The organism is Stenotrophomonas sp. CASM106 (genome assembly GCF_049384825.1).
Lineage (GTDB): Bacteria > Pseudomonadota > Gammaproteobacteria > Xanthomonadales > Xanthomonadaceae > Stenotrophomonas > Stenotrophomonas muris.
The window spans coordinates 478,447-504,875 of the sequence record NZ_JBMRFS010000001.1 but is presented as its reverse complement, the minus strand read 5'-3'; the positions used below and the strand labels follow the sequence as shown (position 1 = coordinate 504,875).

Here is a 26,429-nt window from a genome sequence, read left to right as displayed (position 1 = left end):
TGGGTCTTGAGGACTTCGTCGATGCACGTGCCGTGCCAATCGCCTGGCGCGGGTTCTGGCACGCGGGTTGCAGGAGGGCTGGGGCAGGGTGCGGGTAGGTTCACCGCGGGCTGCCGGGAGTCTGCAAAAAGCCCTCCCCCAATGCAGGGGAGGGATCAGGCTACTGACAATCGGGGGGAGACGAAGCCGCCCGGTACGTACAGTCAAAGGTACAGCGCTGAAAGAGAGGTCCGCAGGAGCGGGCGATGCCAAGCCGGTTCGGGAGTGATCCCGGGCCGGGCATGGCCCGCGCCTTCGTGCATCGTGGCTTCCCGGTTGCCGCTACCGTCGGTTCGATCCGACGGTAGCGGCGCCTTCTTGCCGTGGATCAGCGCAGCAGGCTGAGCACGCCCTGCGGCACCTGGTTGGCCTGGGCCAGCATGGCCGTACCGGCCTGCTGCAGGATCTGGGTGCGGGTCAGTTCGGCGGTTTCCTTGGCGAAGTCGGTGTCCTTGATGCGGCTGCGCGACGCCGACAGGTTTTCCGACGAGGTCTGCAGGTTGGCCACGACCGAGGTGAAGCGGTTCTGGATCGCACCGAGGTCGGCGCGGGTGCTGTTGATCGCACCCAGGGCCTTGTCGACCACTTCCAGCGCCTGCTGGGCGCCGAGCACGGTGCTCACGTCCAGCTTCTGCACGTTGGCCGAGGTATCGGTGCCGGCAGTGTAGGCGCCCGCAGCTGCCGCGGTGCCCCAGGTCTTGGCGGTCGCGTCGTAGTCGCTGCGCATCAGGGCGATATCGGCGGCGGCGACAGCCTTGCCTTCCTTCACCGAGCTCAGCTTCAGGGTGCCGTCGGCATTGGCTTCGGCGTAGATGCCGGCCTCGCCGATCTTGGCGTTGATGGCGGTGGCGACGGCCTTGGAGGCATCGGCCGTGGTGGCGCCGGCCTTCACTTCAACCGTGCCGATGTCCACGCCCATCACGGTGCCGGAGAAACGGGCGCCGTCGGTGCTGGCAGCCAGGGCGGCAGTCGCGCCGGTGGCGAAGGTCGAGGTGCCCAGCGAGCCGGCCTTGGCATCGATGGTCTTGTCGATGGCGATGGCCTGGCCGGCATTGGCGCCGACCTGGAACAGCTGGCTGGAGAAGGTGCCGTCCAGCAGCTTGGTGCCGTTGAAGTCCGACTGCTTGGCGACGCGGTCGATTTCCGAGACCAGCTGGGTCACTTCGGCCTGCAGCGCCTTGCGGTCGCTGGCCGAGTTGGTGGCGTTGGAGGCCTGCACCGACAGCTCGCGGACGCGCTGCAGGTTGTTGCCGATTTCGGTCAGCGAACCTTCGGCGACCTGGGCCAGCGAGATGCCGTCGTTGGCATTGCGGATGGCGACGTCGGTACCGCGGATCTGCGTGCCGAAGCGCTCGGAGATCGCCAGGCCGGCGGCGTCGTCCTTGGCGCTGTTGATGCGCGAACCGGAGGACAGGCGCTGGATGGTGGTAGCCAGCGAGCTGCCGCTGGTGCTCAGGTTGCGCTGAGCATTCAGGGACATCGTATTGGTGTTGATGACTTGTGCCATGGTGCTTTTCCTTTGGCGAAGGTGGAACGTGTTTCAGGATCCGGGCGCCGCGTCATGCGGCGCCCGGAGGTCGATCAGCGAGCGGATCAGCGCAGCAGGCTGAGCACGCCCTGCGGCACCTGGTTGGCCTGGGCCAGCATGGCCGTACCGGCCTGCTGCAGGATCTGGGTGCGGGTCAGTTCGGCGGTTTCCTTGGCGAAGTCGGTGTCCTTGATGCGGCTGCGGGACGCCGACAGGTTTTCCGACGAGGTCTGCAGGTTGGCCACGACCGAGGTGAAGCGGTTCTGGATCGCACCGAGGTCGGCGCGGGTGCTGTTGATCGCACCCAGGGCCTTGTCGACGATTTCCATCGCCTGCTGGGCACCCTTCACGGTGCTGACGTCCAGGTCGCTGGCGTACTTGGCGGCCGGCGCGGCCGTCGAGGCGGTGAAGGTCGGCGCGGTAGCGCCGGTCCAGGTGCCCGGGGTCGCGGTGATGGCCTTGAACGAGCCATCGGCGTTGACGCTGTCCTTGACCGAGGTCAGGGTCACGCCAGCGGTGCCGTTCACTTCCGCGAACACGCCGGTCTCGCCGATCTTGGCGTTGATCGCGGTCACCAGTGCTTCACGCGAGGCCTTGCCGGTGGCAGCGGCGTCGGCGCCCTGCTTGACCGAGACATCGGCAATGGCAACGCCATTGATCTGCAGGCCGCTGGTGCTGAAATCAGCGTTGGTGCCCGGGTCGGCCAGGGCCAGCGCGTTGGTATCGAACTTGGCGCCGCCCAGGGCGTTGGCCTTGGCATCGATGGTCTTGTCGATGGCGATGGCCTGGCCGGCGTTGGCACCGACCTGGAACAGCTGGCTGGAGAACGAACCGTCCAGCAGCTTGGTGCCGTTGAAGTCCGACTGCTTGGCGACGCGGTCGATTTCCGAGACCAGCTGGGTCACTTCGGCCTGCAGCGCCTTGCGGTCGCTGGCCGAGTTGGTGGCGTTGGAGGCCTGCACCGACAGCTCGCGGACGCGCTGCAGGTTGTTGCCGATTTCGGTCAGCGAACCTTCGGCGACCTGGGCCAGCGAGATGCCGTCGTTGGCATTGCGGATGGCGACGTCGGTACCGCGGATCTGCGTGCCGAAGCGCTCGGAGATCGCCAGGCCGGCGGCGTCGTCCTTGGCGCTGTTGATGCGCGAACCGGAGGACAGGCGCTGGATGGTGGTAGCCAGCGAGCTGCCGCTGGTGCTCAGGTTACGCTGAGCATTCAACGACATCGTATTGGTGTTGATGACTTGTGCCATGAGGAGAGGTCCTTGAGCGGTTGCACGTGAGTTGGGTTAGACGCCCCCGACGTGCCCCGGGGGCGGCTCATGTCAGCGCTGCAACAGGCTGAGCACGTTCTGCGGTACCTGGTTGGCCTGGGCCAGCATGGCCGTACCGGCCTGCTGCAGGATCTGGGTGCGGGTCAGTTCGGCGGTTTCCTTGGCGAAGTCGGTATCGCGGATGCGGCTGCGCGACGCGGACAGGTTCTCCGAGGAGGTCTGCAGGTTGGCCACCACCGAGGTGAAGCGGTTCTGGATCGCGCCGAGGTCGGCGCGGACGCTGTTGACCGATTCCAGGGCCTTGTCGACGATCGACATCGCCTTCTGTGCGCCTTCGGCGGTGGTGACGTTCAGGTCCTTGACGAAGCTGGCCGCTGCACCGGTCAGGGTGCCGCCGTTGGTGCTGGTCTCGGTCAGGCCCAGGCCGGCGAGGGTCGCGGCGGTGGCGCCGGCCGGCGGAGTCGCCGCGCTGACACCCAGGGCGAAGGTCTGGCCATCCTTGACCGAGGCCAGGCTGACGACGCCGGCATTGACCGAGGCAACCACGCCGGTTTCACCCAGCTTGTTGTTGATCGCCGCTGCGGTGGCCGAGGTGATCGATTCGCCGGCCTTCACCGTGAAGTCGCTGATGGTCACCGTGGTGGCGGTGCCGCCCGGCGGGGTGACCGAGACCTGCAGGCCGGAGTAGGTGGTGTCGGCCGTCGCCTTGTCCACCGCCAGTGCGGTGCCGGTATAACCGTTGGCGAAGGTGGCCGCGCCCAGCGAATCGGCCTTGGCGTTGACCACGCTGTTGATGGCGATGGCCTGGCCGGCGTTGGCGCCCACCTGGAACAGCTGGCTGGTGAAGCTGCCGTCCAGCAGCTTGGTGCCGTTGAAGTCGGCCTGCTTGGCGACGCGGTCGATCTCGCTGACCAGCTGGGTCACTTCAGCCTGCAGGGCCTTGCGGTCGCTGGCCGAATTGGTGGCGTTGGAAGCCTGCACGCCCAGTTCGCGGATGCGCTGCAGGTTGTTGCCGACTTCGTTCAGCGAACCCTCGGCGACCTGGGCCAGCGAGATGCCGTCGTTGGCGTTGCGGATGGCCACGTCCAGACCACGGATCTGGGTGGTGAAGCGCTCGCTGATGGCCAGGCCGGCCGCGTCGTCCTTCGCGCTGTTGATGCGCAGGCCGGACGAGAGGCGCTGGATGGTGGTGGCGAGCGAGCTGCCGCTGGTGCTCAGGTTGCGCTGGGCGTTGAGCGACATCGTATTGGTGTTGATTACCTGTGCCATGGGGTCGTCTCCTCTTATATGGAACCCGTTGGTGAATGAAACGAAGCGCCGCCTGTTTTTTTGTGTGGCTGTGTGCTTCGCCGTTGCCAAATGAATAACGGCGCTTTGTCAACAACCTTTAGCCGTGAATTCCGTTGAAGCCAGAATTCGTTGCCTGAAGCTGTTTTCCCGGGGTTTTCAGCCCTGTTGCCAGGGTGGAAGCGGCCCCGGGAGGGGCGGTCGGGCAGGGCCTGACCAGCGCTGATGAAGGTATCGGCGGGGTCGGGCCGGGCTTGATGGAGAATCACGGAAAATCGGTCGGCGACGGCCAGGTGGCCGCGCAGCGGCGGGCAGGCGCGCAAACGAAAAAGGCCGCGATGCAGGGCATCGCGGCCTTTCGGGACTGACGCGGGCGGCGCGTCAGCGCAGCTTGTTGAACAGCGACATCGACTGCATCTGCGAGAAGATCGTCTGCGCCGCCTGCAGCGCGGTGCTCTGCAGCTGGTACTGGCTCAGCGCATCGGCGTAATCCAGGTCGCGCATCTGCGACAGCGTGGTCTTCAGGGTCACGCCATTGGCCTCGCGCATGTCGGCGGCATTGTCCAGCGCCTTCAACTGCGCACCGCCTGCGGCACGCGAATCGATCATCCGCTCGGAAGCGCGCGCCACGTCGCGCAGTGCGCTCTGCAGCTGGTTCTGCTGCGCGGTCATCTGCGCGGTGGTACCGGTGTCGGCACCCAGCGCCGCCACCAGGTTGTCCATGGTGGAGAAGATGTCGCGGCTGCTCGCGGCCTGTACGCTGAAGCTGTCGCCCGCTGCCGGTGCGCCGGTGATGCGCAGGCGCACACCGTTCACTTCCAGATCGTCGCCGGCCTTGTAGGTGCCGGTTCCGGTCACGTTGCCCGCACCGTCCACCACCTCGTATTGGTTGCCAGTGGTGAAGCGCACGCTGAAGCCCTGGCCGTTCCAGCTGTCGCTGCCGTCGCGGGTGATGTTGGTGAGCACGCCGTTGCCGGTGTTGCCGGCCGCAGCGCTGCCGTCGACGAAGCCATCGCCGGTGGGAATGCGCATGAAGATCTCGCTGCCGGGCAGCGCGTCCTTCACGTAGGTATCCGGACCGACTTCAACCTGGCGCTGGGTCTGGTCGCCACGGTAGACCACTTTGCCGTTGATCTTGGCAAACGGCGGGTCGCCGTCGTTGGTGCCACCGAACACGTAGCGGCCGGTGCCATCATCGGCGTTGGCCAGCGACAGCAGGCCGTCGCGTATCTGGTTGACCTCGGTGATCAGCGTCTTCTTGTCCGCCGCGCTCAGCGCCGGGTTGCTGGCCTGGATGGTCAGATCGTTGACGCGTGCCATCAGGTCGTTGACCTGTGCCAGGGTGTTTTCCTGCACGCCCAGGCGGTTCTGCACGTTGCCGGCATTGAGCTTCATGCGGTCCAGTGCAGCCAGGCTGCGGTCAAGGCCGACCGCAGTGCCGGCGGCAACCGGATCGTCCTTGGCGCTGACGATCTTGCTGCCGGTGGCAATCTGCTGCTCCAGGTGGCTGAGCTTGGCCTGCTTGGCCATCATCAGCGACACCGACTGGTTGAACATCATGCTGGTGGAGATGCGGCTGCTCATCGGCGGACGGCTCCCAGGATGGTCTGGAACATGCTGTCGGCGGTCGAGATCAGCTGCGAGGCGGCCTGGTAGGCCTGCTGCAGGCGCAGCATGTCCGCCGCTTCCTCGTCCAGGTTCACGCCGGAGACTTCGTCGCGGGCTTCCTGCGCCTTGTCATTGATCACCAGCTGCGCGTCGAGCGAGTACTCGGCCGAGCGGGCGGCGGCGCCGACCTGGGTGGTCAGGCCACCCAGCGCGCCGTTCAGTGTCACCGTTCCGGCGTTGAACGCCTTCGCGCTTTCCACCTTGGCCAGTTTCGACGCGTTGCTGTTGTCCGACGAACCAGCCGGGGTCGGGGTGATGTTGAAGGTATCGCCCACCTTCGGTGCACCGTCCAGCACGAAGCTCCAGCCGTTGGCGCTGATGGTCTGGCCGGGCGTGTAGGTCTGCGGCGGCCCACCGTCGATGGTGTAGGTGGTGGCCGAGGTGAACACGATCGCCGACGGATTGCGCAGGTTGGCGTTGGTCGAATCGGTGACGGTGACACCGCTCAGCTTGCCGGTACCGGTGTTGGCGGTGGCGGCCGCGCCCTTCACCGCTGCAGCGGCGGCGATGCGCGACGGATCGGTGATTGCCACTTCCATGCTGCCGGCCACGCCCGCGGTCGGCTGCAGCAGGAAGCGGTCATTTGCAGCCGGCGTACCGCCGACGACCAGCTTGACGCCGTTGATCACCAGCGGATCGGCGGCGGTGCCGGTGCCGGTCAGCGGGATGCTGGCGCCGGTGTCGGCGCGGCTGGCCTTCCAGTTGGTGCCATCGAACTGCAGCACCACGTTCTGCGCGTCCAGCTTGCCCAGGTCGCCGTAGGTTGCGCTGAGGCTGGCGGTGCCGGTATTGCTGTTGTTGCCGGTGACGCGCGGGTTGCCGATGGTGAAGAAGTCCCCGCCCAGCTGGCCATACAGGTCCACGCCCTGGTGGTGCGCCTGGTTGAAGCTCTCGGCCAGGCCCACCGCCAGCTTGCCCAGTTCAGCCTGGGCAGGGGTCAGCACGGTGTCGCGGAATTCCAGCAGGCCACCGATCTGGCCGCCGACCGCCTTCGGGTCGAGGCGGATGGTGTTGCCCTGGGTCTCCAGCGCCAGCTGCAGGCGCTCGGGCTGGTACGGGTCGGCCACGGTGGTGACCTTGGTCGCCGTGGTACCCACCACCAGCGCGTTGCCGCCGGCGGTGTAGACATTCATGATGCCGCCGTCCTGGATCACCGCCGTGCCACCGGTGTAGCCGATCAGCTGGGTGATCAGCTGGTCGCGGCGGTCGAGCAGATCGGGCGCCGCGGTGGCGACGTTGGTGCCGATGGCGCCGTTGATCTGCGCGATTTCCTGCGCCAGGCGGTTGACCTCGGTGGCACCGGCCAGCAGGCCGTTGTTGACCTCGCTGTTGAGGTTGTTCAAGTGCGTGTTGAGCTGCACGAAGCGGTTGGCCAAGGCCTTGCCGCCGTCGAGCATGTTCTGGCGGTCGGCGGTGCCGGCCGCGTTGGACGACAGGCCACTGACCGAATCGAAGAAGTTCGACCAGACGCCGGCCACATTGGTGGCCGCATCGGAGAACAGCGCGTTGACCCGGTCGGCCATGCCCGAAAGCTGTTTCAGGCGCGCCAGTTCACCGCTGCTGTCGAGCAGGCGCGAGATCGCCAGCTGGTCGGCCGTGCGGCGGATGTCAGTGATCCGGGTGCCGTTGCCGACCGTGCCATAGCCGTAGTTCTGCGGGTCGGCGGTAGCGAAGTTGACCTTCTGCCGGCTGTAGCCGGGCGTATTGAGGTTGGCCACGTTGTGGCTGGTGGTCGCCAACGCACGCTGGAAGGCGAGCAGGGCACCGGTACCGGTGGAAAGTACGCTGGACATGGGGTTCCTCAACGACGGGTGATACCCAGCGCCGCGGTCGCGGTGCTGGCGAAGGTCTGGCCAAGGCGCGCGCCGGCGTCGGTCACGGCCGCTACGGCACGCTCGATGGTCGGGCCACCGGCGATCGCGGCGATCTTGGCCGCATAGCGCGGGTCGGTGGCATAGCCGGCGCGCTGAAGTCCACGGGCGAAGCCCTGCACGTCGGTGCCGGCCTGCAGGGCCTGCTGGTAGCGCGGGCTGGTCTTCAGCAGGCGCACGTAGTCGGCGAAGCTTTCGGCCGGCGAGCTGTAGGCACGGAAGCTGGCGGTTTCGTTGCGGCGCACGCCATCCACGTATTCGTGGGTGCCGGCTGCAACGCGCTGGCCGCTCCAGCCGGTGGCCTTGATGCCGAACAGATTGTGCGAGGTACTGCCGTCGGACTGGCGGATGTGGCGCTTGCCCCAGCCGGTTTCCAACGCGGCCTGGGCGACCAGCGCACGGGCATCCACGCCCAGTTCCCTGGCCGCGCTCTGCGCGTGCTGCCAGATGCTGGCGACGAAACCTTCCGGCGTGTGCGGCCCCAGCTGGGCCACGGCGGTGCGGGTAGCCATCGCATCGGCCTGGCTCATGGCCGTACCGCGGTTGCTGGCCGTCGCCGACCACTGGTCGTTGTTGGTGGACCAGTCCTCGCCCTGCAGGTTGCCGATGTACGGATCCTCGGTGCCCAGCGAGCGGTGCAGGCTGCTGCTTTCGCGACCGGCGATCAGGTCCAGTGCCTGTTCCATCGGTGCCAGCGCGGCCTGCGCGCCGTGCTGTGCGCCGGCCGCCATCTGCTGCAGCATGCGCACGGCCTGGCTGCCATCTTCCAACGGCAGCGACGGTGCCGGCTTGTCCGGCGCGTTGAGCTGGTAGGCGCGGCTGGCCTTGGCCGGATCCACGCGGGTATCCAGCGCGGGGCCGTCGGCGGCCTGGCCGGACAGCTGGCGGCTGATCATGCCGGACAGGCCCAGCCCCTTGCCGCGGGTCATCGCCTCGGCGATCTTCTGGTCGTACATGTCGCGGAACATCTTGTTCTCGCCGGGAAACAGCGAGTCGCCGAAACTGGCATCACGCATGCTCTTGACCAGCATCTGTGCGAACTGGCCTTCCAGCTGGCGTGCGACCTTGTCGATCTTCGCCGGGTCGTTCTGCTGCGCCGGGTGCAGGTCGAATGCGGGATTGATGCGCATGTCAGATCACCTCGAGCTCGGCACTCAATGCGCCGGCCTGCTTCAGGGCTTCCAGGATCGCGATCAGGTCGCCCGGCGCCGCGCCCACGGCGTTCACCGCGTGCACGATCTCGTCCAGGGTGGTGCCGCCGCTGAACTTGAACATGCGGCTGCCGTCGTTGGTGGCGGTGATGGTCGACTGTGGGCTGGCCACGGTAAGGCCACCGGACAAGGCATTGGGTTGGCTGACGTTGGTGTTCTCCTGGATCGTCACCGTCAGCGAACCATGCGAGATCGCGGCAGGGCCGACCCGCACCTGCTGGCCGATGACCACGGTGCCGGTGCGGGAATTGACCACGACCTTGGCCGGGGCGCTGCCCGGGGTCAGCTCCAGGTTCTCGATGCGGGCCAGCAGGCCGATGCGTGCGCCCGGATCGGTCGGCGCAGTCACGGCCACGGTCACGCCGTCGACCGCACGCGCGGCGCCTTCGCCGAACGCGTTGTTGAGTGCGGCGACCATGCGCGAAACGGTGGTGAAATCGTTGTTGTGCAGGTTCAGCGTGATGTCGCCGCCATTGGCCAGCGGGTCGGGCAGGGCACGCTCGACCGTGGCGCCATTGGGAATGCGGCCCACGCTCGGTACGTTCACCGAAACCCGCGAACCATCCTTGCCCTGCGCACCAAAGCCGCCGACGATCAGGTTGCCCTGCGCGATCGCATAGATCTGGCCATCGGCGCCGCGCAGCGGGGCCATCAGCAGCGAGCCGCCGCGCAGCGAGACGGCGTTGCCGATCGACGACACGGTGATGTCGATCGGCTGGCCCGGCTTGGCGAACGGCGGCAGCTCGGCATGGATCGCGACGGCCGCAACATTCTTCAGCTGCGGATTGACGTTGGCCGGTACGTTCACGCCCAGCTCGCCGAGCAGGTTCTTCAGGCTCTGCACGGTGAAGGGCGCCTGGCTGGTGCGGTCGCCGCTGCCATCCAGGCCGACCACCAGGCCGTAGCCCACCAGGGCGTTACCACGCACGCCGCCGACCTGGGCCAGGTCCTTGATGCGCTCGGCGCTGGCCGGGGCTGCCACGACCAGCAGCATCAGCGCGACGAACGACGCCACGCGGCGATGCCAGGAAGAAGAGGGGAGGAGTTTCATGGCCATACTCAGAACGGCGTCAGGCCGGAATTGAAGAAGCGGCTCAGCCAGCCCATCGCGTTGGACTGCGCGACCGGGCCGCGGCCGCCGTAGACGATGCGGGCTTCGGCCACGCGGCTGGAAGGAATGGTGTTGTCCTGGCTGATGTCGCCCGGGCGCACGATGCCCTGCACCTGTACCAGTTCATCACCCTGGTTCAGCCGCAGGTTCTTCTGCCCCTGTACCACCAGGTTGCCATTGGGCAGGCGCTGGATCACCGTGACGGTGACACTGCCCTGCAGGCGGTTGCTCTGCGCGCTGTTGCCCTTGCCGGTGAAGTCACGCGCGCCCTTGGCCGTCGCACTGAGGATGTCCTTGCCGCCCAGGGTGACCGGCGCACCGAGGATGGACGGCGTGCCCAGGCTCAGGTTGGATTCCTTGTTGGTGGCCGTGTTGGCGCTGGTCTGCGCGGTGGTGTTTTCCAGCAGGGTGATGGTCAGCAGGTCGCCGACATCGCGTGCGCGGCGGTCCGAGTACAGCTGCAGGGTCGGGCCGGCAGCGTAGATCGCACCGGCGGTCGGCGCGGCCTGCGGCGGCATGATCGGCTGGATCGGTGCCATCGCCGCGTAGGGGCGCACGTCGCCGGCGATCACGCAGCCACCGAGCAGGGCGACCACGGCGCAGGCGAGGGCAGTGCGGGTGAATCTGGAAATGGGCGACATGGCGGTTTCCCGGTTGGGCCGGTCAGAGCTTGTTGTTGAGATAGCCGAGCATCGAATCGGTGGTGGAGATCGCCTTGGCGTTCATTTCGTAGGCGCGCTGGGTTTCGATCATCGACACCAGCTCTTCGACCACATTGACGTTGCTGCCTTCCAGCGCGCCCTGCACCACGGTGCCGAGGCCGTTGAGCCCGGGATTGCCGTTCTGTGCCGGACCGGAAGCGGTGGTTTCCAGGAACAGGTTCTCGCCGCGCGCCTGCAGGCCGGCCGGATTGACGAAGTCGGTCAGGGTCAGCGCACCCACTTCCACTGACGCCGCGCCGTCGGCCATCTTCACGCTGATGGTGCCGTCGGTACCGATGGTCACCGACTGTGCGCCCTCGGGAATCTGGATGCCCGGCTGCACCGGGTAGCCGCTGTTGGTGACCAGCTCGCTGTCCTGGTTGATCTTGAACGAGCCATCACGGGTGTAGGCCGAGCTGCCGTCGGGCATCTGCACTTCGAAGAAGCCGCGGCCGTTGACCATCACGTCCAGCGCGCGGCCGGTCTGCTGCTGGCCACCCTGCTCGAAATTCTTGGCGGTGGCGACCACGCGTACACCGGTACCCAGCTGCAGGCCGGTCGGCAGCTGGGTCTGCGCCGACGAAGAGCCGCCGGGCTGGCGTACCTGCTGGTACAGCAGGTCCTCGAAGCTGGCACGGTCCTGCTTGAAGCCGGTGGTGTTGGTGTTGGCGAGGTTGTTGGAAACCACCGACATGCGCATCTGCTGCGCATCCAGTCCGGTTTTCGCGATCCACAATGCCTGGTTCATCTTCGGTGTCCTGTCTGGGTAAAGCCGGCCGCGCGATGCGGCCCCTGGTAACGGGTGTGCAAGAGGTGTGCCAGCGCCGCGCCCGGGCGGCGCCGGAATTCCGTCAGCTGCCCAGGCGCAGCAGGCTGTTGGCACTGCGCGCGTTGTCGTCGCCGTGCTTGATCACCTGCACCTGCATTTCGTACTGGCGCTGCAGCTGGATCATCTGCACCAGTGCACCGGCGGCATCGACGTTGCTGCCTTCCAGCTGGCCGCTGTGCACGGCCGTGCCCTGTGCCGGTGCGAACGGCTGCAGTGGGTCGGTGTTGCGGAACAGGCCATCCAGGCCACGCTCGAGGCGCTCGTCCGGCGCCTGTACCACCTTGATCCGGCCGATCTGCGCCATGGTCTGCGGGCCTTCGCCCTGCGGGATGATCGAGAGCGTGCCGTCGGCACCGATTTCCATCGCCTGGTAGGGCGGAATGGCGATCGGGTTGTTGTTGTCATCCAGTACCGGACGGCCGCTGGAGGTCACCAGCTGGCCGTTCGGGGTGACCGACAATGCAGCGCCGCGCGTGTACGCCTCACTGCCGTCGCTGGACTGCACGGCCAGCCAGGTGCCGGTCTGCAGGGACAGATCCAGCGGCTTGCCGGTGATGTGCTGCGAGCCGGGCGTACGGTTGAAGCCGGCGTCGACGTGCAGCGCATCCACCCGCGAGGCAAAGCCCGGGCCCTTGATCGGGAAGGCTTCGGTGTTGGCCAGCGCTTCCTTGAAGCCAGGGGTGTCCGAGTTGGCGAGGTTGTGGCTGAGCGTTCCCTGCGCCTGCAGGGAGGCGCGGGCACCGGTCATCGCCACGTAAAGGGCTTTATCCATGCGGGGAGTTCCGTGACAGGGTCAGCAGCTCATCAACGGATGTTGATGACGGTCTGGGTGATCTGGTCCTGCGTGGTGATCATCTGCGCGTTGGCCTGGAAGTTGCGCTGCGCGGTGATCATGTTGACCAGCTGCTCGGTGAGATCGACGGTGGACGCTTCCAGCGAGCCGGCCTGGATCTTGCCGAGGTTGGAGGTGTCCGGCATGCCGGTGCGCGGCGTGCCCGATTCGAAGGTCTCCACCCACAGGTTGTTGCCCTTCGATTCCAGGCCCTGCGTGTTGTTGAAGGTGGTCAGGGCGACCTGGCCCAGCGGCTTGTCGTCGCCGTTGGAATAGCGGGCGTAGACCACGCCGGATTCGGACACGGTCACTTCGTTGAGCTTGCCGGCGGCATAGCCGTCCTGCTGGGTATTGCGCAGGGCGAACTTCTCGCCGTACTGGGTGGAGCCGCTGATGTCCAGCGTCATGTTCAACTGGCCGGCACCGGTGGTCGGGGTGAAGGTGCCGAGGCTGACCTTGCCGTTGGCAGGTGCGACCAGCTTGCCGCTGTTGTCGAAGGTGACCGGGGTCGGTGCGCCGGCCGGCTGGCCATCGACGTAATTGCGCACGGTCCATTCGTTGGGGTTGGCGCCCTTGACGAAGTACGAGACCTGGATGTGGCTCACGCCCAGCGAGTCGTACACGGTGATGCCACCGCTGGAGTGGTTGTAGCTGTTCGAATCGGCCGGGTCGAAGGTCGCCACCGTCGGCTGCTTGGCGTTGGCCGGCAGGGTGAAGCCAACCTTCACTTCGCTGGTCTGCTTCGGCGGGCTGTCGGTGGTCAGCAGCTGCAGGTCGACCAGGCGGCCGGCATCGAAGTTGGTGCCATCGGCATTCGGCGCGAACACCTGCAGGCGCGCACCCTGCGGGTTGACCACGTAGCCGGCCGAGTCGGTCTGGAAGTTGCCGGCACGCGAGTACACGCGCGAACCATTCATGTTCATGGTGAAGAAGCCTTCACCGGAAATGGCCATGTCCAGGCTGCGCCCGGTCTGCTCGTTGTGGCCCTGGATGAACTGCTGGGCGACGTTGGAAACGCGCACGCCCGAGCCGGTCTGGTTCTTCGACAGGCCGTAGCTGGTCGAAGCGAACAGGTCGGCGAACTCCGCGCGCGACTGCTTGAAGCCGGTAGTGTTGACGTTGGCGACGTTGTTGGCGGTGACGCTCAGGTCGGTGTTGGCGGCGTTGATGCCGGACAGCGAGACATTGAAGCCCATGGGATGCTCCTGGTTGATGCGGAAGGTGCGGCTCAGCTGACGCGGAGCACGTAGTCGATCGGGGCCGTGCCCAGGCCCTTGAGGTTCAGGTACAGGCCGTCGGAACCAACGGTCACGCTCTCCACCGGCGCCTGTACGTAGGTGGACAGCTTGGTGCTCTTGCCGGCGGTGTCGACATGGTTGGCGACGATGGAGTACTTGCCCGGCTCCATGCGCTTGCCGTTGGCATCCTTGCCGTCCCACTGGAAGGCGGTTTCGCCGGCAGCCTTGGCTTCCACGCTCAGCGAGGTGACCTTGGCGCCGTTGGCGTCGGTGATGTCCACGGTGATGATGCCGGCCGACGGTGCAGCCACCGTGCCTTCGACATTGCCTTCCTTCTCCAGCACCAGCTTTTCCGACGGCACCAGCACCTGGTGGCCGACCAGCGCAGCGCCACGCAGCACCTGGTCGCTGGCCATCGACTCCTGGAAGCCCTTCACCGTCTTGTTCAGATCGGTGATGCCCTGCACGGTGGACATCTGCGCCATCTGCGCGACCATCTGCGTGTTGTCCATCGGCTTCAGCGGATCCTGGTGCTGCAGCTGCTCGGTCATCAGGCGCAGGAAGTCGGCCTGGTCCAGCGTGTTCTTCTTTTTCGTGGCGTTGCTGTTGGGGGCGTTCAGGCCCAGCGCGGAATAGACGTCCTGGCTGGTCTGGTTGTTGACGGCGGTGGTCATGGCGGTATCCGGTGCGGCGGGCCTCAGCGGCCCATGGTCAGGGTGGCCAAGGCCAGTTCCTTGGCGGTGGTCAACATCTCCACGCCGGCCTGGTAATTGCGCGAGGTCGAGATCAGGTTGACCATCTGCGCCACCGGATCGACATCGGGCTGGTAGATGTAGCCATCGGCGTCGGCCAGCGGGTGGCCCGGCTCGTAGCGCTTGATCGGTGCGGCCTCGCTCTGGGTGATCTCCTTCACCTTCACCGAGGTGATGTTGGGATCGTTCTTGCTGGTGACGGCCTGGAAGATCGGTTCCAGCGGCTTGTACACGGCGTCGGCGGAACCGGCGACGGTGTCGGCATTGGAGAGGTTGGAGGCGATGGTGCTCATGCGCACCGACTGCGCCTGCAGCGCGGAGCCGGCGATGTCGAAGATCGGCAGGTTGCTCATGGCTTATTGCCCCGTGATCGCGGTCAGCATGGAACGCACCTTGCTCTCGACGAAGCTGAGCGAGGCGCGGTATTCCAGTGCGGCGCGGCCATAGGCGGCACGCTCGGCATCGGGGTCGACGGTGTTGCCGTCCAGGCTGGGCTGCACGCCTTCGCGCGCGATCTGGAACGGGTTCAGGCCACTACTGATCTCGTAGTGCTGCTCATGGGTGGTGGCCATCAGGCCATTGGCATCCTGCCCCTGGGCGTGGCGCAGGGCGGCATCGAAGTCCAGGTCCTGGGCCTTGTAGCCGGGAGTGTCGGCATTGCCGAGGTTGCTGGCGATCAGCTTCATCCGCTGTTCGCGCAACGGCATGGCCTGGGCGTGGACGCCCAGGTAGTCGGTAATCAGGTTGCGCACGGTGCACTCCCACGGGAACGTTGCCCGGGAAGCTGCAAGGGGTGTGCCAAATGGAGAGGGGGTCAGATCCCCGCAGGGGCTCTGACCCCGTGGTTGACGCGTTGCGATGCGGGGTCGGAGCCCGTCCCGGGATCCGACCCCTCGGCGGGCCTTACGCCGCCAGCGCCACCTTGCGCAGGCGGTCCAGCACGAAGTCGGCCAGCTCGTGCGGCGAGTACTTGGCGACGAACGCATTGGCGCCGACGCGCTCGACCATGGCGTTGTTGAAGACGCCCGACAGCGAGGTGTGCAGCAGCACGTACAGGCCGGCCAGGCCCGGGTGGCGCCGGATTTCCGTCGTCAGCGTGTAGCCATCCATGGCCGGCATCTCGATGTCCGAGATGACCATGGCATAGCGCTCGGCCGGGTTTTCCCCCGAGGCGTGGACCTGCAGCAGGTGGTCCAGCGCCTGCTTGCCGTCGGAAAGCAGGGTGGCACCCACGCCCAGCTGGTCCAGCACGCTGCGGATCTGCTGGCGGGCCACGCGCGAGTCGTCCACCACCAGCACCTGCAGCTGCGGGCCGTCGGCGGGCATGGCCATTGCCGGGTCGAGTACCGCTTCTCCGCGCACCTGGGCGATATCGGCCAGCACGCTCTCAACGTCGATCACCTGGATCAGCTCGCCCTGGAAGCGGGTCACCGCGGTCAGGTAGCTCGACTCGGCGCCCAGCTCCGGTGGCGGGTGGATGTCTTCCACCGCGATGTTGACGATGCGTTCGACGCCACTGACCAGGAAGCCCTGGATCGAGCGGTTGAATTCGGTGACGACCAGGTAGCCCGGCGAGGTGTCCGCGTCCGGTTCGCGCTCGGGGTGGCCGATCGCCAGGCCCAGGTCCAGTACCGGCACCGAGCGGCCGCGCACGTCGGCCACGCCGGAGAACTGGCTGGGCAGGCCGGGCACCTGGAACAGCTCCGGGCGGCGCAGGACTTCCTGCACCTTGAAGACATTGACGCCAAAAAGCTGACGTCCGCCGAGGCGGAACAGCAGCAGCGCCAGGCGGTTGTGGCCGGCCAGTCGGGTCCGCTGGTCGATCCGGTTGAGCAGGTCATGGGACATGGCTGCTGTATCGGCGTGGTGGGGGCGGAACTTGAGGGCGCTCTGTCGTCTGCGCGCTCCACACCGCTTTTGTAGAGCGACTGTTGGTCGACTGCTCTTCGATCCGATCAGGGGAAACCCCGCGCTTCGCGCGAAAGTCGACTGGCAGTCGACTCTACCCATCCGGTCGAATCCCCATCCCGGATCCGATCAACGGGACCCGGGCTCTGGCACACCCCTTGCACGCTGCTGGGCCAGATCCCATCGACAGGAGGCGCCATGCGCCGGATCACATCCCTACTGGCCCTTGCACTGGCCGTTGCTGCGCCGTGGGCCGCCGCTGCCGACTGGCAACCGGTGGCCAGCATCCGCGCGGCCGCATTGTCGACACTGCCTGCCGGCAGTGAAGGCGAGGCGCAGGTGGCCGATGCGCTGCGCCTGCCGAAATGTGGCAGCGCGTTGCAGGTGCAGCCCACCGCCAACACCACGGTAGAGGTGAGCTGTCCCGATGCGGGCGGCTGGCGCCTGTTCGTGCCGGTGAAGGTGCGGCGCAACCAGACCGTGCTGGTGCTCAACCGCGGAATCGGCACTGGAGAAACCCTCACGGCCGCCGATATCACCACTGCCCAGCGTGACGCTGCCCGGATTGCCGGCGCGGTGCTGTCCGATCCCAATGCAGCGATCGGCCGCATCGCCCGCCGTCCGTTGCAGGCCGGCGCCCTGCTGTCGAACAACGATCTGGTGGTCCAGCGTCTCATCAAGCGAGGAGACAATGTAGCCCTGGTATCGCGTCGCGGCTCGGTCGAGGTGCGCATTGCCGGCCGTGCGATGGGTGATGCCGGTGAGAACGAGCGGGTCTCGGTCGAGAACCTGTCCTCGCGGCGGATCGTGCAGGGCACGGTCGACGCCGCAGGTGACGTAATCGTGGCGCGTTGATTTACCGCAAAATATCCCTAAAGATCACGGCCCTGCGGCCGTTATCCCTTGTGAACGGCAACTCCAGGACACCCCATGAGCCAGAAAATCGACGGCAACCTGCAGGTCCCCCAGGCACTGCGCAGCGTGACGACCCCGGCCAGCAAGCCCGGCGTCAGCACCGATGCGGCGGCGCGCCCGGTCGAGGCGGCCGACAGCCTGCGCCTGACCGGCGAGGCCACCAATCTGCAGGCCATCGAGCGTGAGCTGACCACCGCCCCGGCGATTGACGCCCAGCGCGTGGCGGCCGTGCGCGAGTCACTGCAGAACGGCACCTACAAGATCAATCCGGACGCGATCGCATCGCGCATGCTCGATCTGGACCAGCAGCTGCACGGATGACTGCGGCGATGAGCGAGCCGCTGCAGCGCCTCGCCCAGGCCCTGGACGTTGAACGCCAGGCCTTGGTCGAGCACGACGTGCACGCCCTGATCCGGGCCACCGGCGCCAAGCTGGAAGCGCTGCGTGCGCTGGAAGGCGCGCCGCCGGTGGGCGAGGGCGAACAGCTGCAGGAATTGGCCGAGCGCAACCGCGCCAACGGCGTGCTGCTGTCGCGCCGTCGCCGCGAGGTGAACTGGGCGCTGCGCCAGCTCGGCCGTACCGAAGATGCCTCGGCCTACGATGCCAAGGGCCAGTCGCACACGGTCAGCATCGGCCGGCCACTCGCCGTCGCCTGACGCGACGGCGGTCGCACACCCCCTCCCGGTGGGCTGAAGCCCGCTGCATGACCGCGTATATTGGGCGCCTGTTCGAACGCCCCGAGTCGCCGTGTCCGCTGCCAACGCCCTGGTTACCGCCCCCCTTCCGCCGCAGCCGGTGCTGCAGGCCCTGCTTGAGCGCCTGCGCGAAGGCCTGCTGCTGTTCACTGAAGACGGGCAGGTGGCACTGGCCAACCCGGCCGCGCAGAACCTGCTGGCCAGTGGCGAGGACGGCGGATTGCCGCCGCCGCAGCGGCTGCGCGAACTGCTGCCCCCCGATGCACTGGAGCAGGCCCGCCAGCATGGCCACTGGAATGGCAGCCTGCCGCTGGGCGAGGGCGTGGTCATCGCCCACCTGTACCACCATGGTCCGGTCGGCGAAGGGCATTTCCTTGCGTTGTTCCGCCACATCGAAGGGCAGGAAGACTACGAGCGCGAACTGCAGCAGCGCCACGCCGAGCTGCGCCAGGCCTACCTGCGCCTCAATGGCACCCAGGAAAAGCTGCTGCAGTCGGAGAAGATGGCCTCGATCGGCCAGCTCGCCGCCGGCGTCGCGCACGAGATCAACAACCCGATCGGTTACGTGCACTCCAACCTGGGCAGCCTGCAGGAGTACCTGCGCAGCCTGTTCACCGTGATCGAAGCCTACGAGCGCGCCCTGCGCGCGCCGGACCCGAAGGCACTGATCCCGGAAATCGATGACATCCGTGACCGCCTGGACATCGACTTCATCAGCCGCGACCTGCCGCAGCTGATGGCGGAATCGCGCGAAGGCATCGAGCGCGTTACCCGCATCGTGCGCGACCTGAAGGACTTCTCGTATTCCGGTCGCGACGAATCGTGGAAGCTGGTCGACCTGCACGCGGGCCTGGAATCGACCATCAACATCATCTGGAACGAACTCAAGTACAAGGTCACCCTGGTACGCGAATTCGGCCAGTTGCCGCTGGTGGAGTGCCTGCCGTCGGAGTTGAACCAGGTCTACATGAACCTGTTGCTCAACGCTGGCCATGCCATCGCCGAGCGCGGCACGATCACCGTGCGCACCGGCGTTGATGGCGATCACGTGTGGGTTGAATTCGAAGACACCGGCGGCGGCATCTCGCCGGAACTGCGCCAGCGCATTTTCGATCCGTTCTTCACCACCAAGCCGGTCGGCAGTGGCACCGGTCTGGGCCTGTCGATCTCCTACAGCATCATCAACAAGCATCACGGCCGCATCGACCTGGACAGCACCCCGGGCGTGGGCTCGCGCTTCCGCGTGGTGCTGCCGGTGAAGCAGCCGCGCTGACCGCTTCCGGAGTGGAACCGGACACCCAGAGCAGCCGGCCAGCGGCCGGCTCTACCGGGGCCTATCGGTAGTGCCGGCCGCTGGCCGGCAACCTCACGGAAACCGGACACCCAGGGCAGCCAGCCAGCGGCCGGCTCTACCGGGGCCAATCGACGGTAGTGCCGGCCGCTGGCCGGCAACCTCATTGAAGCCGGGCACCCAGAGCAGCCGGCCAGCGGCCGGCTCTACCGGGGCCAATCGGTAGTGCCTGCCGCTGGCCGGCAACCTCACGGAAACCGGACACCCAGGGCAGCCAGCCAGCGGCCGGCTCTACCGGGGCCTATCGATGGTAGTGCCGGCCGCTGGCCGGCAACCTCATTGAAGCCGGGCACCCAGAGCAGCCGGCCAGCGGCCGGCTCTACCCGATCGTCACCGCAGCGGCCGATCCTCGCCACCATCCCCGGTTTCCACCGGTGCCGGACCGGCATTGCTGCGGCGCTGTTCTTCGTACGTGCGGAACGCCTGGTGGATGTGCTTGCGCAGCTCGTCGTCGTTCCACGGCTTGGTCAGGAAGCGATAGATCGCGCCGCGGTTGATCGCATCGGTCACCGTGTTCAGATCGGTGTAGCCCGACAGCACCAGGCGGATCGTATCCGGGTACAGCATCTTCACCCGGCCCAGGAACTCGGTGCCGCTCATATCGCTCATGCGCTGGTCGGACAGGATCACCTGCACGTCGTTGATCGCCAGCAGATCAAAGGCGTCACGCACGTTGCCAGCGGCCAGGATGCGGTAGCCGTCGCGGCGGAACAGGCGCACCAGCGAGCGCAGCACGTTCTCCTCGTCATCCAGCAGCAGCAACGTGCGGTCCGGGCGCGTTTCGGCGAAGGCTTCCGGGCGCAGGTAGCGGCGGCGCAGGGTCATGCCGGCGGCATCGGCCGACATCGGCTCGCCGAACAGGTAGCCCTGGAACACATCGCAGTCGTTGCGGCGCAGGAAGCCCAGCTGGGCCTGCGATTCCACGCCGTTGGCAATCACGGTCATGCCCAGCTGGTGGCCCATGGCAATGATCGCGCGGGCAATGGCTGCTTCGCGATTGCCAGCCGGTGCGCTCTTGATGAAGCTGCGGTCGATCTTCAGCTTGTCCACCGGGTAGCGCACCAGCGCGCTGAGGCTGGAATCGCCGGTGCCGAAGTTGTCCAGGCTCAGGCTGATGCCTTCGTTGCGCAGGTTGGCCAGCGTTTCATGGACGAAATTGACGTTGTTGGTCAGCGCGCTCTCGTTGATCTCCAGCGTCAGCATGTGCGCCGGCACGCCTGCGGCCTGCAGCAGGGACATCACCTCGGCGAAGAAGTTCGGCCGCAGCAGCTGCAGGGTGGACACGTTCACCGCGATGGTGAAGTCATCAAAGCCCTGGTCGCGCCACAACCGCGCCTGCTTCAATGCGCCTTCCAGCACCCAGGTGCCGATCTGCACGATGATGCCCAGGCGCTCGGCGGTGCGCATGAAGCGCTCCGGCACCAGCATGCCCAAGGTCGGCGACTGCCAGCGCAGCAGCGCTTCCATGCCGACCACGTGGCCGTCGCGGGCGCTCACCAGCGGCTGGTAACGCAGCTTCAGCTCGCCATTGGGAATGGCATCGACGATCTGGCGCGCGATGATGCTCTCGCTGTGCGCGCTCGGCGGGGTATCCACGGCATGGATGCGCACGGCATTGCCGCCTTCGCGGGCGGCCTGGTACAGCGCATCTTCGGCATGGTCGAGCAGGCGCGAGGCGCTGCTGGCATGTTCCGGGCACAGGCTCACGCCCAGCTTGCCGGTCATGAACAGCGTGTATGGAAGCACCGACAGCGGCAGTTCCATCTGCTGGCGGATCTCTTCAGCGAAGTCCTCCGGCAGCGGCAGGTCCGCGGTGCGGGGCACCGCGATCAGGAACTCGTCGCTGCCATGCCGCCACAGCTTGCCACGCCCGCGCAGGTAGGACTGCAGGCGCTGCGCCACCAGTACCAGCGCCTGATCGCCCACTTCGGCACTCATGTTCTCGTTGACCGATGCGAAGTGGTCGATGTCCACGTGCATCAGCATCAGCGCAATGCCGCCGGAGGCCGCCTCGGCAACCATCGCCTGCAGCTCGGGGTTGCCGGCGCCAAGGCGGTCGGGGGCATCATCGATGCTGACCGGGGGCAGGTTGGGATTCCACATAGGCTCAGTATTCCGGTGAATCGACGGCGGCCATGCTGGTCGCCTGGTAGGGGAGGTGGACGTCGATCAGGGTGCCTTCGCCATGCGCGGATTCGATCCGCACGTGGCCACCGACGCTCTGCGCGCGCTCGCGCATCACGATCAGGCCGAGGCCACGTGGGCCGTCCGGATCGAAGCCTTCACCATCATCGCGGATCTGCAGGTGCAGGCCACGCTGGCTGACGTCGCGCAGCTGCAGCAGGACCTGGCTGGCGCGCGCATGGCGCAGCGCATTGGTCAGGCTTTCCTGTGCGATGCGGAAGCAGGCCTGTTCGATGCTGTTGTCGGGGCGGTGCGGCAGCGGCTCGATCTCGGCCAGCAGCTCCACCGGCGAAGAGCGGAACAGCACCCGCGCCTGCCAGCTCAGCGCCGCCTCCAGGCCCAGTGCATCCAGCTGCGGCGGGCGCAGCAGGGTGGAGATGTCGCGCAGCTTGGCCACGGTGGTGTCAGCCAGGCTGACGATCTGCGCCAGGTCCTCGCCACGACGCTTCGGATCGTCCTCATCCTGCGCCGCATGCGCCGACAGCTTGATCGCGGTAATGGCCTGGCCGATGTCATCGTGCAGGTCGCGCGAGATCGCGCGACGCTCGTCCTCCTGCAGCGAGAACAGCCGCCCGGCCATCGCCTGCAGCTCGCGATTGCTGGTTTCCAGCGCCCTGCGGGTGCGTTCGGAATCGCTCAGGTCGCGTACGATCAGCAGCTTGCAGTCACGACCGCCGTAGCGCACTTCGCCCACCGCCAGGCCGGCATGGAAGCTGCGGCCGTCGGCACGCTGCATGGCCACCACGCTGCTGTGGCCCGGTCCCAGGTGGGGCTGGCCGGCGCGCAGCTGGCTGCGCACCCGTGGCAGGTCGGCGGCAGCGACCAGTGCCGACAGCGGCTCGCCCAGCAGGGTGTGGCTGCCGTAGCCGAACAGGCCGGCGGCCCAGGCGTTGGCGTACAGCACGTGCTCGTCGGAGAGGATCACCACGCCGTCGGGCAGTACCCGCACCAGCTCGCGGAACTGTTCCTCGCGCTCGCGCAGCAGGCGCCGCGACTGCTCGCGCTCGGTCATGTCCTGCAGCGTGCCCAGCACGCGGCTGCGGCCGGCTTCGTCGATACCGCTGGCCGCCCGCAGGTGCACCATCAATGCACGGCCGTCCATCGACAGCAGCGGCAGCAGCACGTCCATCTGTACCGGCTCGCCGGAGCACAGTTCGGCCAGCAGCTGTTCGGTCTGGGTGGCGGTGGCCGGGTCGGCCGGCACCAGCAGCTCATCGAAGCGGTGCCAGCGCCGGGCCTCGGGCGGGCGGCGGCCGAGCAGGCGATAGACCTGGTTGGAATAGCGGCCCATCCCGGTGGACGGGTCCAGTTCCCAGGCGCCGATGCGGGCCAGCTCATGGGCTTCCTCCACCCGGGCCAATGCCTGGTCGCGGCGCAGCTGGGCCAGATCCTCGGCGGTGCGGTCGATGGCGATCAGCAGGCGGGCGTTGTGGCCGTCGTAGCTGATGGCGTTGGAGCGCAGCTCCATCTGCCGCAGCGCGCCATCGCGCAGCTGCAGCTGAGCGCGCAGGATGCACAGCTCCTCGGGCGCCTCGCGGATCGCCTCCAGCTTGGTCTGCAGGGCCTGGTCCTGGCCCGGCGGCCACAAGGCGTCGATGGTCTGTTCCAGCAGCTCGTCGCGGTCCCAGCCGAAGGCGCCGCAGGCGGCGGGGTTGGCATCGAGGATCGCCAGCGTGTCCAGGTCGTAGACGAGGATCGGCCCGGGGTTGCCCTCGAACATCTGCCGCAGGCGCAGCTCGGAGGCCTGCTGGCGCGCATGGGTATGCAGCACGTGTTCGGCCAGCGGGCGCAGCAGCAGATAGAGCAGGCCCGCGCTGGCCAGCGCGAAGAACGAGCCCTTCAGGCCCTGCCACAGGGCCGCCTGCTGCGGATCGGGCACCAGCGCCTGCACCACGCTGTCGGTGGAGATCATCCAGGCCAGCGCCATCACCAGGTAGCTCAGCACCACCCGGCGCCGGTCACGGCTCAGCGCCTGCGCCATCCGCGGGTCGGGAACTGGGGCGTTGCCGGTCGGTTCTGCGGGCATGGACGGGGCGGGTGACAGGGGCGCCGGTCATCTTACCCCGCAGCGTGCCGTGACCACTCAATTATCCGCCGCAGGCGCCGTTAACCACTGCGTGCCCCGCTGACGGGCGTGTCATCCGGAGCAAGATCGCGTGGACCAAGGGATCATCGCCAGCCTGCTGCAGCACCCGCTTGCGTCGGCGCTGGTCATCGTCGACCGTGCCGGGCGCCCGCTGGCGGCCAATCCGGCCGCGCGCGAGCATGGCCTGCCGGCCACCGTGGCGGCCTATGCGCCGATGCTGGAAGATCTGCGCCTGATGGCCGCCGATGGTGGCATCGTTGCCTGCACGCTGCCGGGCGGCCCGCGGGGGCACTACGACGGTCACCTGCGTGCGGTGCACGACGGTGCCGGCAACCTGCTGGCGTTCACCCTGAGCATTCCCGAGCCGGTGCCGGTCGATGCGGGCGGGCGCTGGGAGCTGGCACTGGACAGCGCCGGCCACAGCCTGTGGGACTGGGACATCCCCAGTGACCGGGTGGCGCGCACGCCGGCGCTGGGCGACGAGACCGCCACTGAATTGCTATCTCGCGTGCACGGCGAGGACATCGCCCAGGTGCGCGCCGCGCTCGACGAGCACCTGCGCGGGCACAGCGAGCAGTACAGCGCACAGTTCCGTTTCCGCCAGGCCGATGGCCAGTGGCGTTGGGTGCTCGATCGCGGCCGCGTGGTCGCTCGCACCGCCGATGGCCAGCCCCTGCGCATGGTCGGCACGCATACCGATATCGAGCAGCAGAAGCAGCTCGAATCGCTGCTGCAGGAACAGCAGCTGCACCTGAGCGAGGCCCAGCGCATCGCCAGCATGGGCAGCTGGTCGTTTGATCCCAACAGCGGGCATTTCTGGTGGTCGCCGGAACTGCGTTCGCTTCTGGCACTGGAGCAGGGCGCCGTTCCGGGCCAGCGGCGGTGGCTGAAGCAGCTGCATCCACGCTCCCGCGGCGCGCTGCGCGCGGCATGGCGGCGGTTGTGGCGCGATGGCCGCGCTGCCAACCTCGAGCTGGAGCTGACCCGCGGCCATGAGCCTTCGCAGCACCTGCGGCTATGGATGCAACCGCTGCTGGACATGGACGGGCAACCCAAGCGCCTGCTCGGCCAGGTACAGAACATCACCGAACAGCACCAGACCGATGCGTTGATCCGCTGGCGCACCGAACTGCTGAACCGGGTCTCCGCGCTGGGCCGCATCGGCGGCTGCGAGATCGAAGTGCAGACCCGCAGCATGCAATGGACCGAGGAGTGCTACCGCATCCATGGCCTGCGCAAGGAACCGATCACCCTCGACCAGGCGCTGGCGCTGTACACGGAGGACTCGCGCAACGCGTTCGAGGCGGCGCTCGCCCGTATCGCCAACGGCGGCCTGCCCGAGCAGCTGGACCTGTGCTTCTACCGCCAGTCCGGCCTGCGCGTCTGGGTGCAGGTGCTGATCGAACTGGACCGCCGTGACGGCCTGCCGCCGCGGTTCGTTGTCCTGTTCCGTGACATCACCCGCGAGCGCGAAGCCAACGAGCGCATCGAACTGCTGGCCCACTACGACCTGCTGACCGGCCTGCCCAATCGCGTACTGCTCGGCGAACAGACCGCCGAAGCCATCGAGGAAGCACGCGACCGCGGAACCTCGCTGGCCATGCTGTTCATCGACCTGGACGGCTTCAAGACCATCAACGACAGCTTCGGCCACGCCACCGGCGATGCGCTGCTGAAGGCCGCAGCCACCCGCCTGCACCAGAACCTGCGCAACAACGACCTGTTCGGCCGCTTCAGTGGCGATGAGTTCATCGTGGTGCTGCGCGACCTGGCCGAGCCGGAAGATGCCGGTCATGTCGCCCGCAAGCTGATTGCCTCGCTGGCTGAGCCGCTGCGCCGTGGCGAGACCACGTTGAAAGTCGGCGCCAGCGTCGGCATCGCGATGCTGGGCGATGCGCAGACCGATTTCTACTCACTGCTGCGCGCGGCCGACGCCGCGATGTATGCGGCCAAGGAAGCCGGGCGCAACACCTACCAGTACTACAGCCAGGACGCCCTAGCCCGCATCCAGCGCCGGCTGGACGTCGAGCATGCCCTGCATGGGGCGATCGAGCGCGACGAGTTCAGCCTGGCCTACCAGCCGCTGCTGCACGCCCACCACGGCGAGCCACCGGCGATCGAGGCACTGTTGCGCTGGCACCGCCCCGGCATCGGCTACTGCAGCCCGGCCGAGTTCATTCCCATTGCCGAAAAGTGCGGCGAGATCGTGCGCATCGGCGACTGGGTGCTGAACGAGGCCTGCCGCCAGGCGACCGCCTGGGACCGTGCCGGACTGCACTTTGATCGCATCGCGGTCAACGTGTCGGCGGTGCAGCTGCGTGATCGCGGCTTCGCCGAGCGCGTGATCGAGATCTGCCATGCCCATGGCTGGCCGCCGCAACGGCTGGAACTGGAGCTGACCGAGTCGGCGCTGATCCGTGATACCGACATCCTGCGCCATTGCTTCGACGTGCTGGAACGGCACGGCGTGCCGCTGGCGGTGGATGACTTCGGCACTGGCTTCTCCAACCTCAATTACCTCAATCGCTTCCCGGTGGGGCGCCTGAAGATCGACCGCAGTTTCGTGCAGGGCATGCTGCATGATTCGGGCACGGCCGAAGTCACCCAGGCCATCGTCCACCTGGGCCACGCGCTGGGCATGAAGGTGGTGGCCGAAGGCGTGGAAACCCACCAGGAAGAAGACATGCTGCGCCGCCAGGGCTGCGACGAGATCCAGGGCTACCTGTACTCGCGCCCGCTCAGCCCGCGTGATCTGGCGCAGTGGCTGCGCCAGCAGCGCCCGGCGCCGATGCGCACCGACGCCAGCGGCGAAGCGGTGCTGGTGCGCTGAGGGTCTGCGCTGGCGGATGCCGGCGCGGTGTGGCCTGACTCTGGTGCGCCCAGGTCTGGTGGGTGCCGACCGTTGGTCGGCACGGATGCCCTGGCGCTCGCGATCATCCACGCATGGCGTGG

23 protein-coding genes are annotated in these 26,429 nt (G+C 67.3%); 6 read left to right on the top strand and 17 right to left on the bottom strand.

Annotation, left to right across the window (positions count from 1 at the left end; all coding sequences use genetic code 11):
• Positions 1 to 367: 367 nt before the first annotated feature.
• From VG556_RS02410 to VG556_RS02400, 3 genes are all read right to left on the bottom strand, one after another.
• Positions 368 to 1,546: a flagellin gene (locus tag VG556_RS02410; protein WP_014647055.1), complete on the bottom strand. Its 1,179-nt coding sequence runs from the start codon at positions 1,544 to 1,546 to the stop codon at positions 368 to 370.
• Positions 1,547 to 1,632: 86 nt separating this feature from the next.
• A complete protein-coding gene (locus VG556_RS02405; RefSeq protein ID WP_005413266.1) occupies positions 1,633 to 2,817 on the bottom strand; it encodes a flagellin in 1,185 nt (394 codons plus the stop codon).
• A 72-nt stretch (positions 2,818 to 2,889) separates the two neighbouring features.
• On the bottom strand, positions 2,890 to 4,107 hold the full coding sequence (locus tag VG556_RS02400) for a flagellin (RefSeq protein WP_032961916.1): 1,218 nt from the start codon (positions 4,105 to 4,107) through the stop codon (positions 2,890 to 2,892).
• Between the two features lie 194 nt (positions 4,108 to 4,301).
• On the opposite strand from VG556_RS02400, the gene VG556_RS02395 reads away from it, so the two are divergent.
• Complete coding sequence (locus tag VG556_RS02395; RefSeq protein WP_032961914.1) at positions 4,302 to 4,493, top strand: hypothetical protein; 192 nt, start codon at positions 4,302 to 4,304, stop codon at positions 4,491 to 4,493.
• 13 nt (positions 4,494 to 4,506) lie between these two features.
• Here VG556_RS02395 and flgL read toward each other — a convergent pair whose 3' ends face one another.
• The 12 genes from flgL to VG556_RS02335 all read right to left on the bottom strand — a co-directional run bounded on the left by flgL (position 4,507) and on the right by VG556_RS02335 (position 16,186).
• Positions 4,507 to 5,709 carry a flagellar hook-associated protein FlgL gene (gene flgL / locus VG556_RS02390; RefSeq protein ID WP_014647057.1) on the bottom strand — a complete coding sequence of 401 codons (1,203 nt, stop codon included), beginning with the start codon at positions 5,707 to 5,709 and terminating at the stop codon, positions 4,507 to 4,509.
• Entirely contained in the window at positions 5,706 to 7,586 is a 1,881-nt protein-coding gene (gene flgK / locus VG556_RS02385; protein WP_049439354.1) for a flagellar hook-associated protein FlgK, read from the bottom strand. Before flgK ends, flgL begins: the two co-directional genes overlap by 4 nt.
• 8 nt (positions 7,587 to 7,594) lie before the next feature.
• Positions 7,595 to 8,794 carry a flagellar assembly peptidoglycan hydrolase FlgJ gene (gene flgJ, locus VG556_RS02380; RefSeq protein ID WP_049408312.1) on the bottom strand — a complete coding sequence of 400 codons (1,200 nt, stop codon included), beginning with the start codon at positions 8,792 to 8,794 and terminating at the stop codon, positions 7,595 to 7,597.
• Position 8,795: 1 nt separating this feature from the next.
• Positions 8,796 to 9,932, bottom strand: coding sequence for a flagellar basal body P-ring protein FlgI (locus VG556_RS02375; protein WP_100450008.1), 1,137 nt, complete (start codon positions 9,930 to 9,932; stop codon positions 8,796 to 8,798).
• A gap of 2 nt (positions 9,933 to 9,934) precedes the next feature.
• Complete coding sequence (gene flgH / locus VG556_RS02370) at positions 9,935 to 10,627, bottom strand: flagellar basal body L-ring protein FlgH (protein WP_014647061.1); 693 nt, start codon at positions 10,625 to 10,627, stop codon at positions 9,935 to 9,937.
• 22 nt (positions 10,628 to 10,649) lie between these two features.
• Positions 10,650 to 11,435: a flagellar basal-body rod protein FlgG gene (gene flgG / locus VG556_RS02365; protein WP_005409571.1), complete on the bottom strand. Its 786-nt coding sequence runs from the start codon at positions 11,433 to 11,435 to the stop codon at positions 10,650 to 10,652.
• A 103-nt stretch (positions 11,436 to 11,538) separates the two neighbouring features.
• A complete protein-coding gene (locus tag VG556_RS02360) occupies positions 11,539 to 12,288 on the bottom strand; it encodes a flagellar basal body rod protein FlgF (protein WP_032961905.1) in 750 nt (249 codons plus the stop codon).
• 32 nt (positions 12,289 to 12,320) lie between these two features.
• Complete coding sequence (gene flgE, locus VG556_RS02355; protein WP_014647063.1) at positions 12,321 to 13,544, bottom strand: flagellar hook protein FlgE; 1,224 nt, start codon at positions 13,542 to 13,544, stop codon at positions 12,321 to 12,323.
• A 32-nt stretch (positions 13,545 to 13,576) separates the two neighbouring features.
• Positions 13,577 to 14,260, bottom strand: a complete 684-nt coding sequence (locus VG556_RS02350) for a flagellar hook capping FlgD N-terminal domain-containing protein (RefSeq protein WP_014647064.1) — start codon at positions 14,258 to 14,260, stop codon at positions 13,577 to 13,579.
• A 23-nt stretch (positions 14,261 to 14,283) separates the two neighbouring features.
• Positions 14,284 to 14,691 (bottom strand): flagellar basal body rod protein FlgC, encoded by a 408-nt coding sequence (gene flgC, locus VG556_RS02345; RefSeq protein ID WP_005416461.1) that lies wholly within the window; start codon positions 14,689 to 14,691, stop codon positions 14,284 to 14,286.
• Positions 14,692 to 14,694: 3 nt separating this feature from the next.
• The gene (gene flgB / locus VG556_RS02340) at positions 14,695 to 15,090 is read right to left on the bottom strand and encodes a flagellar basal body rod protein FlgB (protein WP_005409576.1); all 396 of its coding nucleotides are present in this window, start codon (positions 15,088 to 15,090) and stop codon (positions 14,695 to 14,697) included.
• 151 nt (positions 15,091 to 15,241) lie between these two features.
• Positions 15,242 to 16,186: a chemotaxis protein gene (locus VG556_RS02335; RefSeq protein WP_014037130.1), complete on the bottom strand. Its 945-nt coding sequence runs from the start codon at positions 16,184 to 16,186 to the stop codon at positions 15,242 to 15,244.
• Positions 16,187 to 16,444: 258 nt separating this feature from the next.
• Between VG556_RS02335 and flgA the strand changes: the two genes are divergently transcribed.
• From flgA to VG556_RS02315, 4 genes are all read left to right on the top strand, one after another.
• Positions 16,445 to 17,101, top strand: a complete 657-nt coding sequence (gene flgA / locus VG556_RS02330; protein ID WP_100450009.1) for a flagellar basal body P-ring formation chaperone FlgA — start codon at positions 16,445 to 16,447, stop codon at positions 17,099 to 17,101.
• Positions 17,102 to 17,176: 75 nt separating this feature from the next.
• On the top strand, positions 17,177 to 17,482 hold the full coding sequence (flgM, locus tag VG556_RS02325; protein WP_014647067.1) for a flagellar biosynthesis anti-sigma factor FlgM: 306 nt from the start codon (positions 17,177 to 17,179) through the stop codon (positions 17,480 to 17,482).
• On the top strand, positions 17,479 to 17,817 hold the full coding sequence (locus VG556_RS02320) for a FlgN family protein (RefSeq protein WP_014037132.1): 339 nt from the start codon (positions 17,479 to 17,481) through the stop codon (positions 17,815 to 17,817). The genes flgM and VG556_RS02320 overlap by 4 nt, the downstream gene beginning before the upstream one ends.
• 91 nt (positions 17,818 to 17,908) lie before the next feature.
• Positions 17,909 to 19,129, top strand: coding sequence for an ATP-binding protein (locus VG556_RS02315; protein ID WP_032961902.1), 1,221 nt, complete (start codon positions 17,909 to 17,911; stop codon positions 19,127 to 19,129).
• Positions 19,130 to 19,537: 408 nt separating this feature from the next.
• On the opposite strand, the gene VG556_RS02310 is transcribed toward VG556_RS02315, so the two are convergent.
• Both VG556_RS02310 and VG556_RS02305 read right to left on the bottom strand, forming a co-directional pair.
• Positions 19,538 to 21,310 carry an EAL domain-containing protein gene (locus VG556_RS02310; RefSeq protein WP_014647070.1) on the bottom strand — a complete coding sequence of 591 codons (1,773 nt, stop codon included), beginning with the start codon at positions 21,308 to 21,310 and terminating at the stop codon, positions 19,538 to 19,540.
• Between the two features lie 4 nt (positions 21,311 to 21,314).
• Positions 21,315 to 23,417 (bottom strand): PAS domain-containing sensor histidine kinase, encoded by a 2,103-nt coding sequence (locus VG556_RS02305; protein ID WP_100450010.1) that lies wholly within the window; start codon positions 23,415 to 23,417, stop codon positions 21,315 to 21,317.
• A 130-nt stretch (positions 23,418 to 23,547) separates the two neighbouring features.
• On the opposite strand from VG556_RS02305, the gene VG556_RS02300 reads away from it, so the two are divergent.
• Complete coding sequence (locus VG556_RS02300) at positions 23,548 to 26,307, top strand: bifunctional diguanylate cyclase/phosphodiesterase (protein WP_111144200.1); 2,760 nt, start codon at positions 23,548 to 23,550, stop codon at positions 26,305 to 26,307.
• The last annotated feature ends 122 nt before the right edge of the window (positions 26,308 to 26,429 follow it).

What these genes read in the sequence shown, in the direction of transcription:
- VG556_RS02410 (WP_014647055.1), bottom strand. Translation starts at nt 1,546, where the DNA reads ATGGCACAAGTCATCAACACCAATACGATGTCCCTGAATGCTCAGCGC.
- VG556_RS02405 (WP_005413266.1), bottom strand. Translation starts at nt 2,817, where the DNA reads ATGGCACAAGTCATCAACACCAATACGATGTCGTTGAATGCTCAGCGT.
- VG556_RS02400 (WP_032961916.1), bottom strand. Translation starts at nt 4,107, where the DNA reads ATGGCACAGGTAATCAACACCAATACGATGTCGCTCAACGCCCAGCGC.
- flgL (WP_014647057.1), bottom strand. Translation starts at nt 5,709, where the DNA reads ATGAGCAGCCGCATCTCCACCAGCATGATGTTCAACCAGTCGGTGTCG.
- flgK (WP_049439354.1), bottom strand. Translation starts at nt 7,586, where the DNA reads ATGTCCAGCGTACTTTCCACCGGTACCGGTGCCCTGCTCGCCTTCCAG.
- flgJ (WP_049408312.1), bottom strand. Translation starts at nt 8,794, where the DNA reads ATGCGCATCAATCCCGCATTCGACCTGCACCCGGCGCAGCAGAACGAC.
- VG556_RS02375 (WP_100450008.1), bottom strand. Translation starts at nt 9,932, where the DNA reads ATGGCCATGAAACTCCTCCCCTCTTCTTCCTGGCATCGCCGCGTGGCG.
- flgH (WP_014647061.1), bottom strand. Translation starts at nt 10,627, where the DNA reads ATGTCGCCCATTTCCAGATTCACCCGCACTGCCCTCGCCTGCGCCGTG.
- flgG (WP_005409571.1), bottom strand. Translation starts at nt 11,435, where the DNA reads ATGAACCAGGCATTGTGGATCGCGAAAACCGGACTGGATGCGCAGCAG.
- VG556_RS02360 (WP_032961905.1), bottom strand. Translation starts at nt 12,288, where the DNA reads ATGGATAAAGCCCTTTACGTGGCGATGACCGGTGCCCGCGCCTCCCTG.
- flgE (WP_014647063.1), bottom strand. Translation starts at nt 13,544, where the DNA reads ATGGGCTTCAATGTCTCGCTGTCCGGCATCAACGCCGCCAACACCGAC.
- VG556_RS02350 (WP_014647064.1), bottom strand. Translation starts at nt 14,260, where the DNA reads ATGACCACCGCCGTCAACAACCAGACCAGCCAGGACGTCTATTCCGCG.
- flgC (WP_005416461.1), bottom strand. Translation starts at nt 14,691, where the DNA reads ATGAGCAACCTGCCGATCTTCGACATCGCCGGCTCCGCGCTGCAGGCG.
- VG556_RS02335 (WP_014037130.1), bottom strand. Translation starts at nt 16,186, where the DNA reads ATGTCCCATGACCTGCTCAACCGGATCGACCAGCGGACCCGACTGGCC.
- flgA (WP_100450009.1), top strand. Translation starts at nt 16,445, where the DNA reads ATGCGCCGGATCACATCCCTACTGGCCCTTGCACTGGCCGTTGCTGCG.
- flgM (WP_014647067.1), top strand. Translation starts at nt 17,177, where the DNA reads ATGAGCCAGAAAATCGACGGCAACCTGCAGGTCCCCCAGGCACTGCGC.
- VG556_RS02320 (WP_014037132.1), top strand. Translation starts at nt 17,479, where the DNA reads ATGACTGCGGCGATGAGCGAGCCGCTGCAGCGCCTCGCCCAGGCCCTG.
- VG556_RS02310 (WP_014647070.1), bottom strand. Translation starts at nt 21,310, where the DNA reads ATGTGGAATCCCAACCTGCCCCCGGTCAGCATCGATGATGCCCCCGAC.
- VG556_RS02305 (WP_100450010.1), bottom strand. Translation starts at nt 23,417, where the DNA reads ATGCCCGCAGAACCGACCGGCAACGCCCCAGTTCCCGACCCGCGGATG.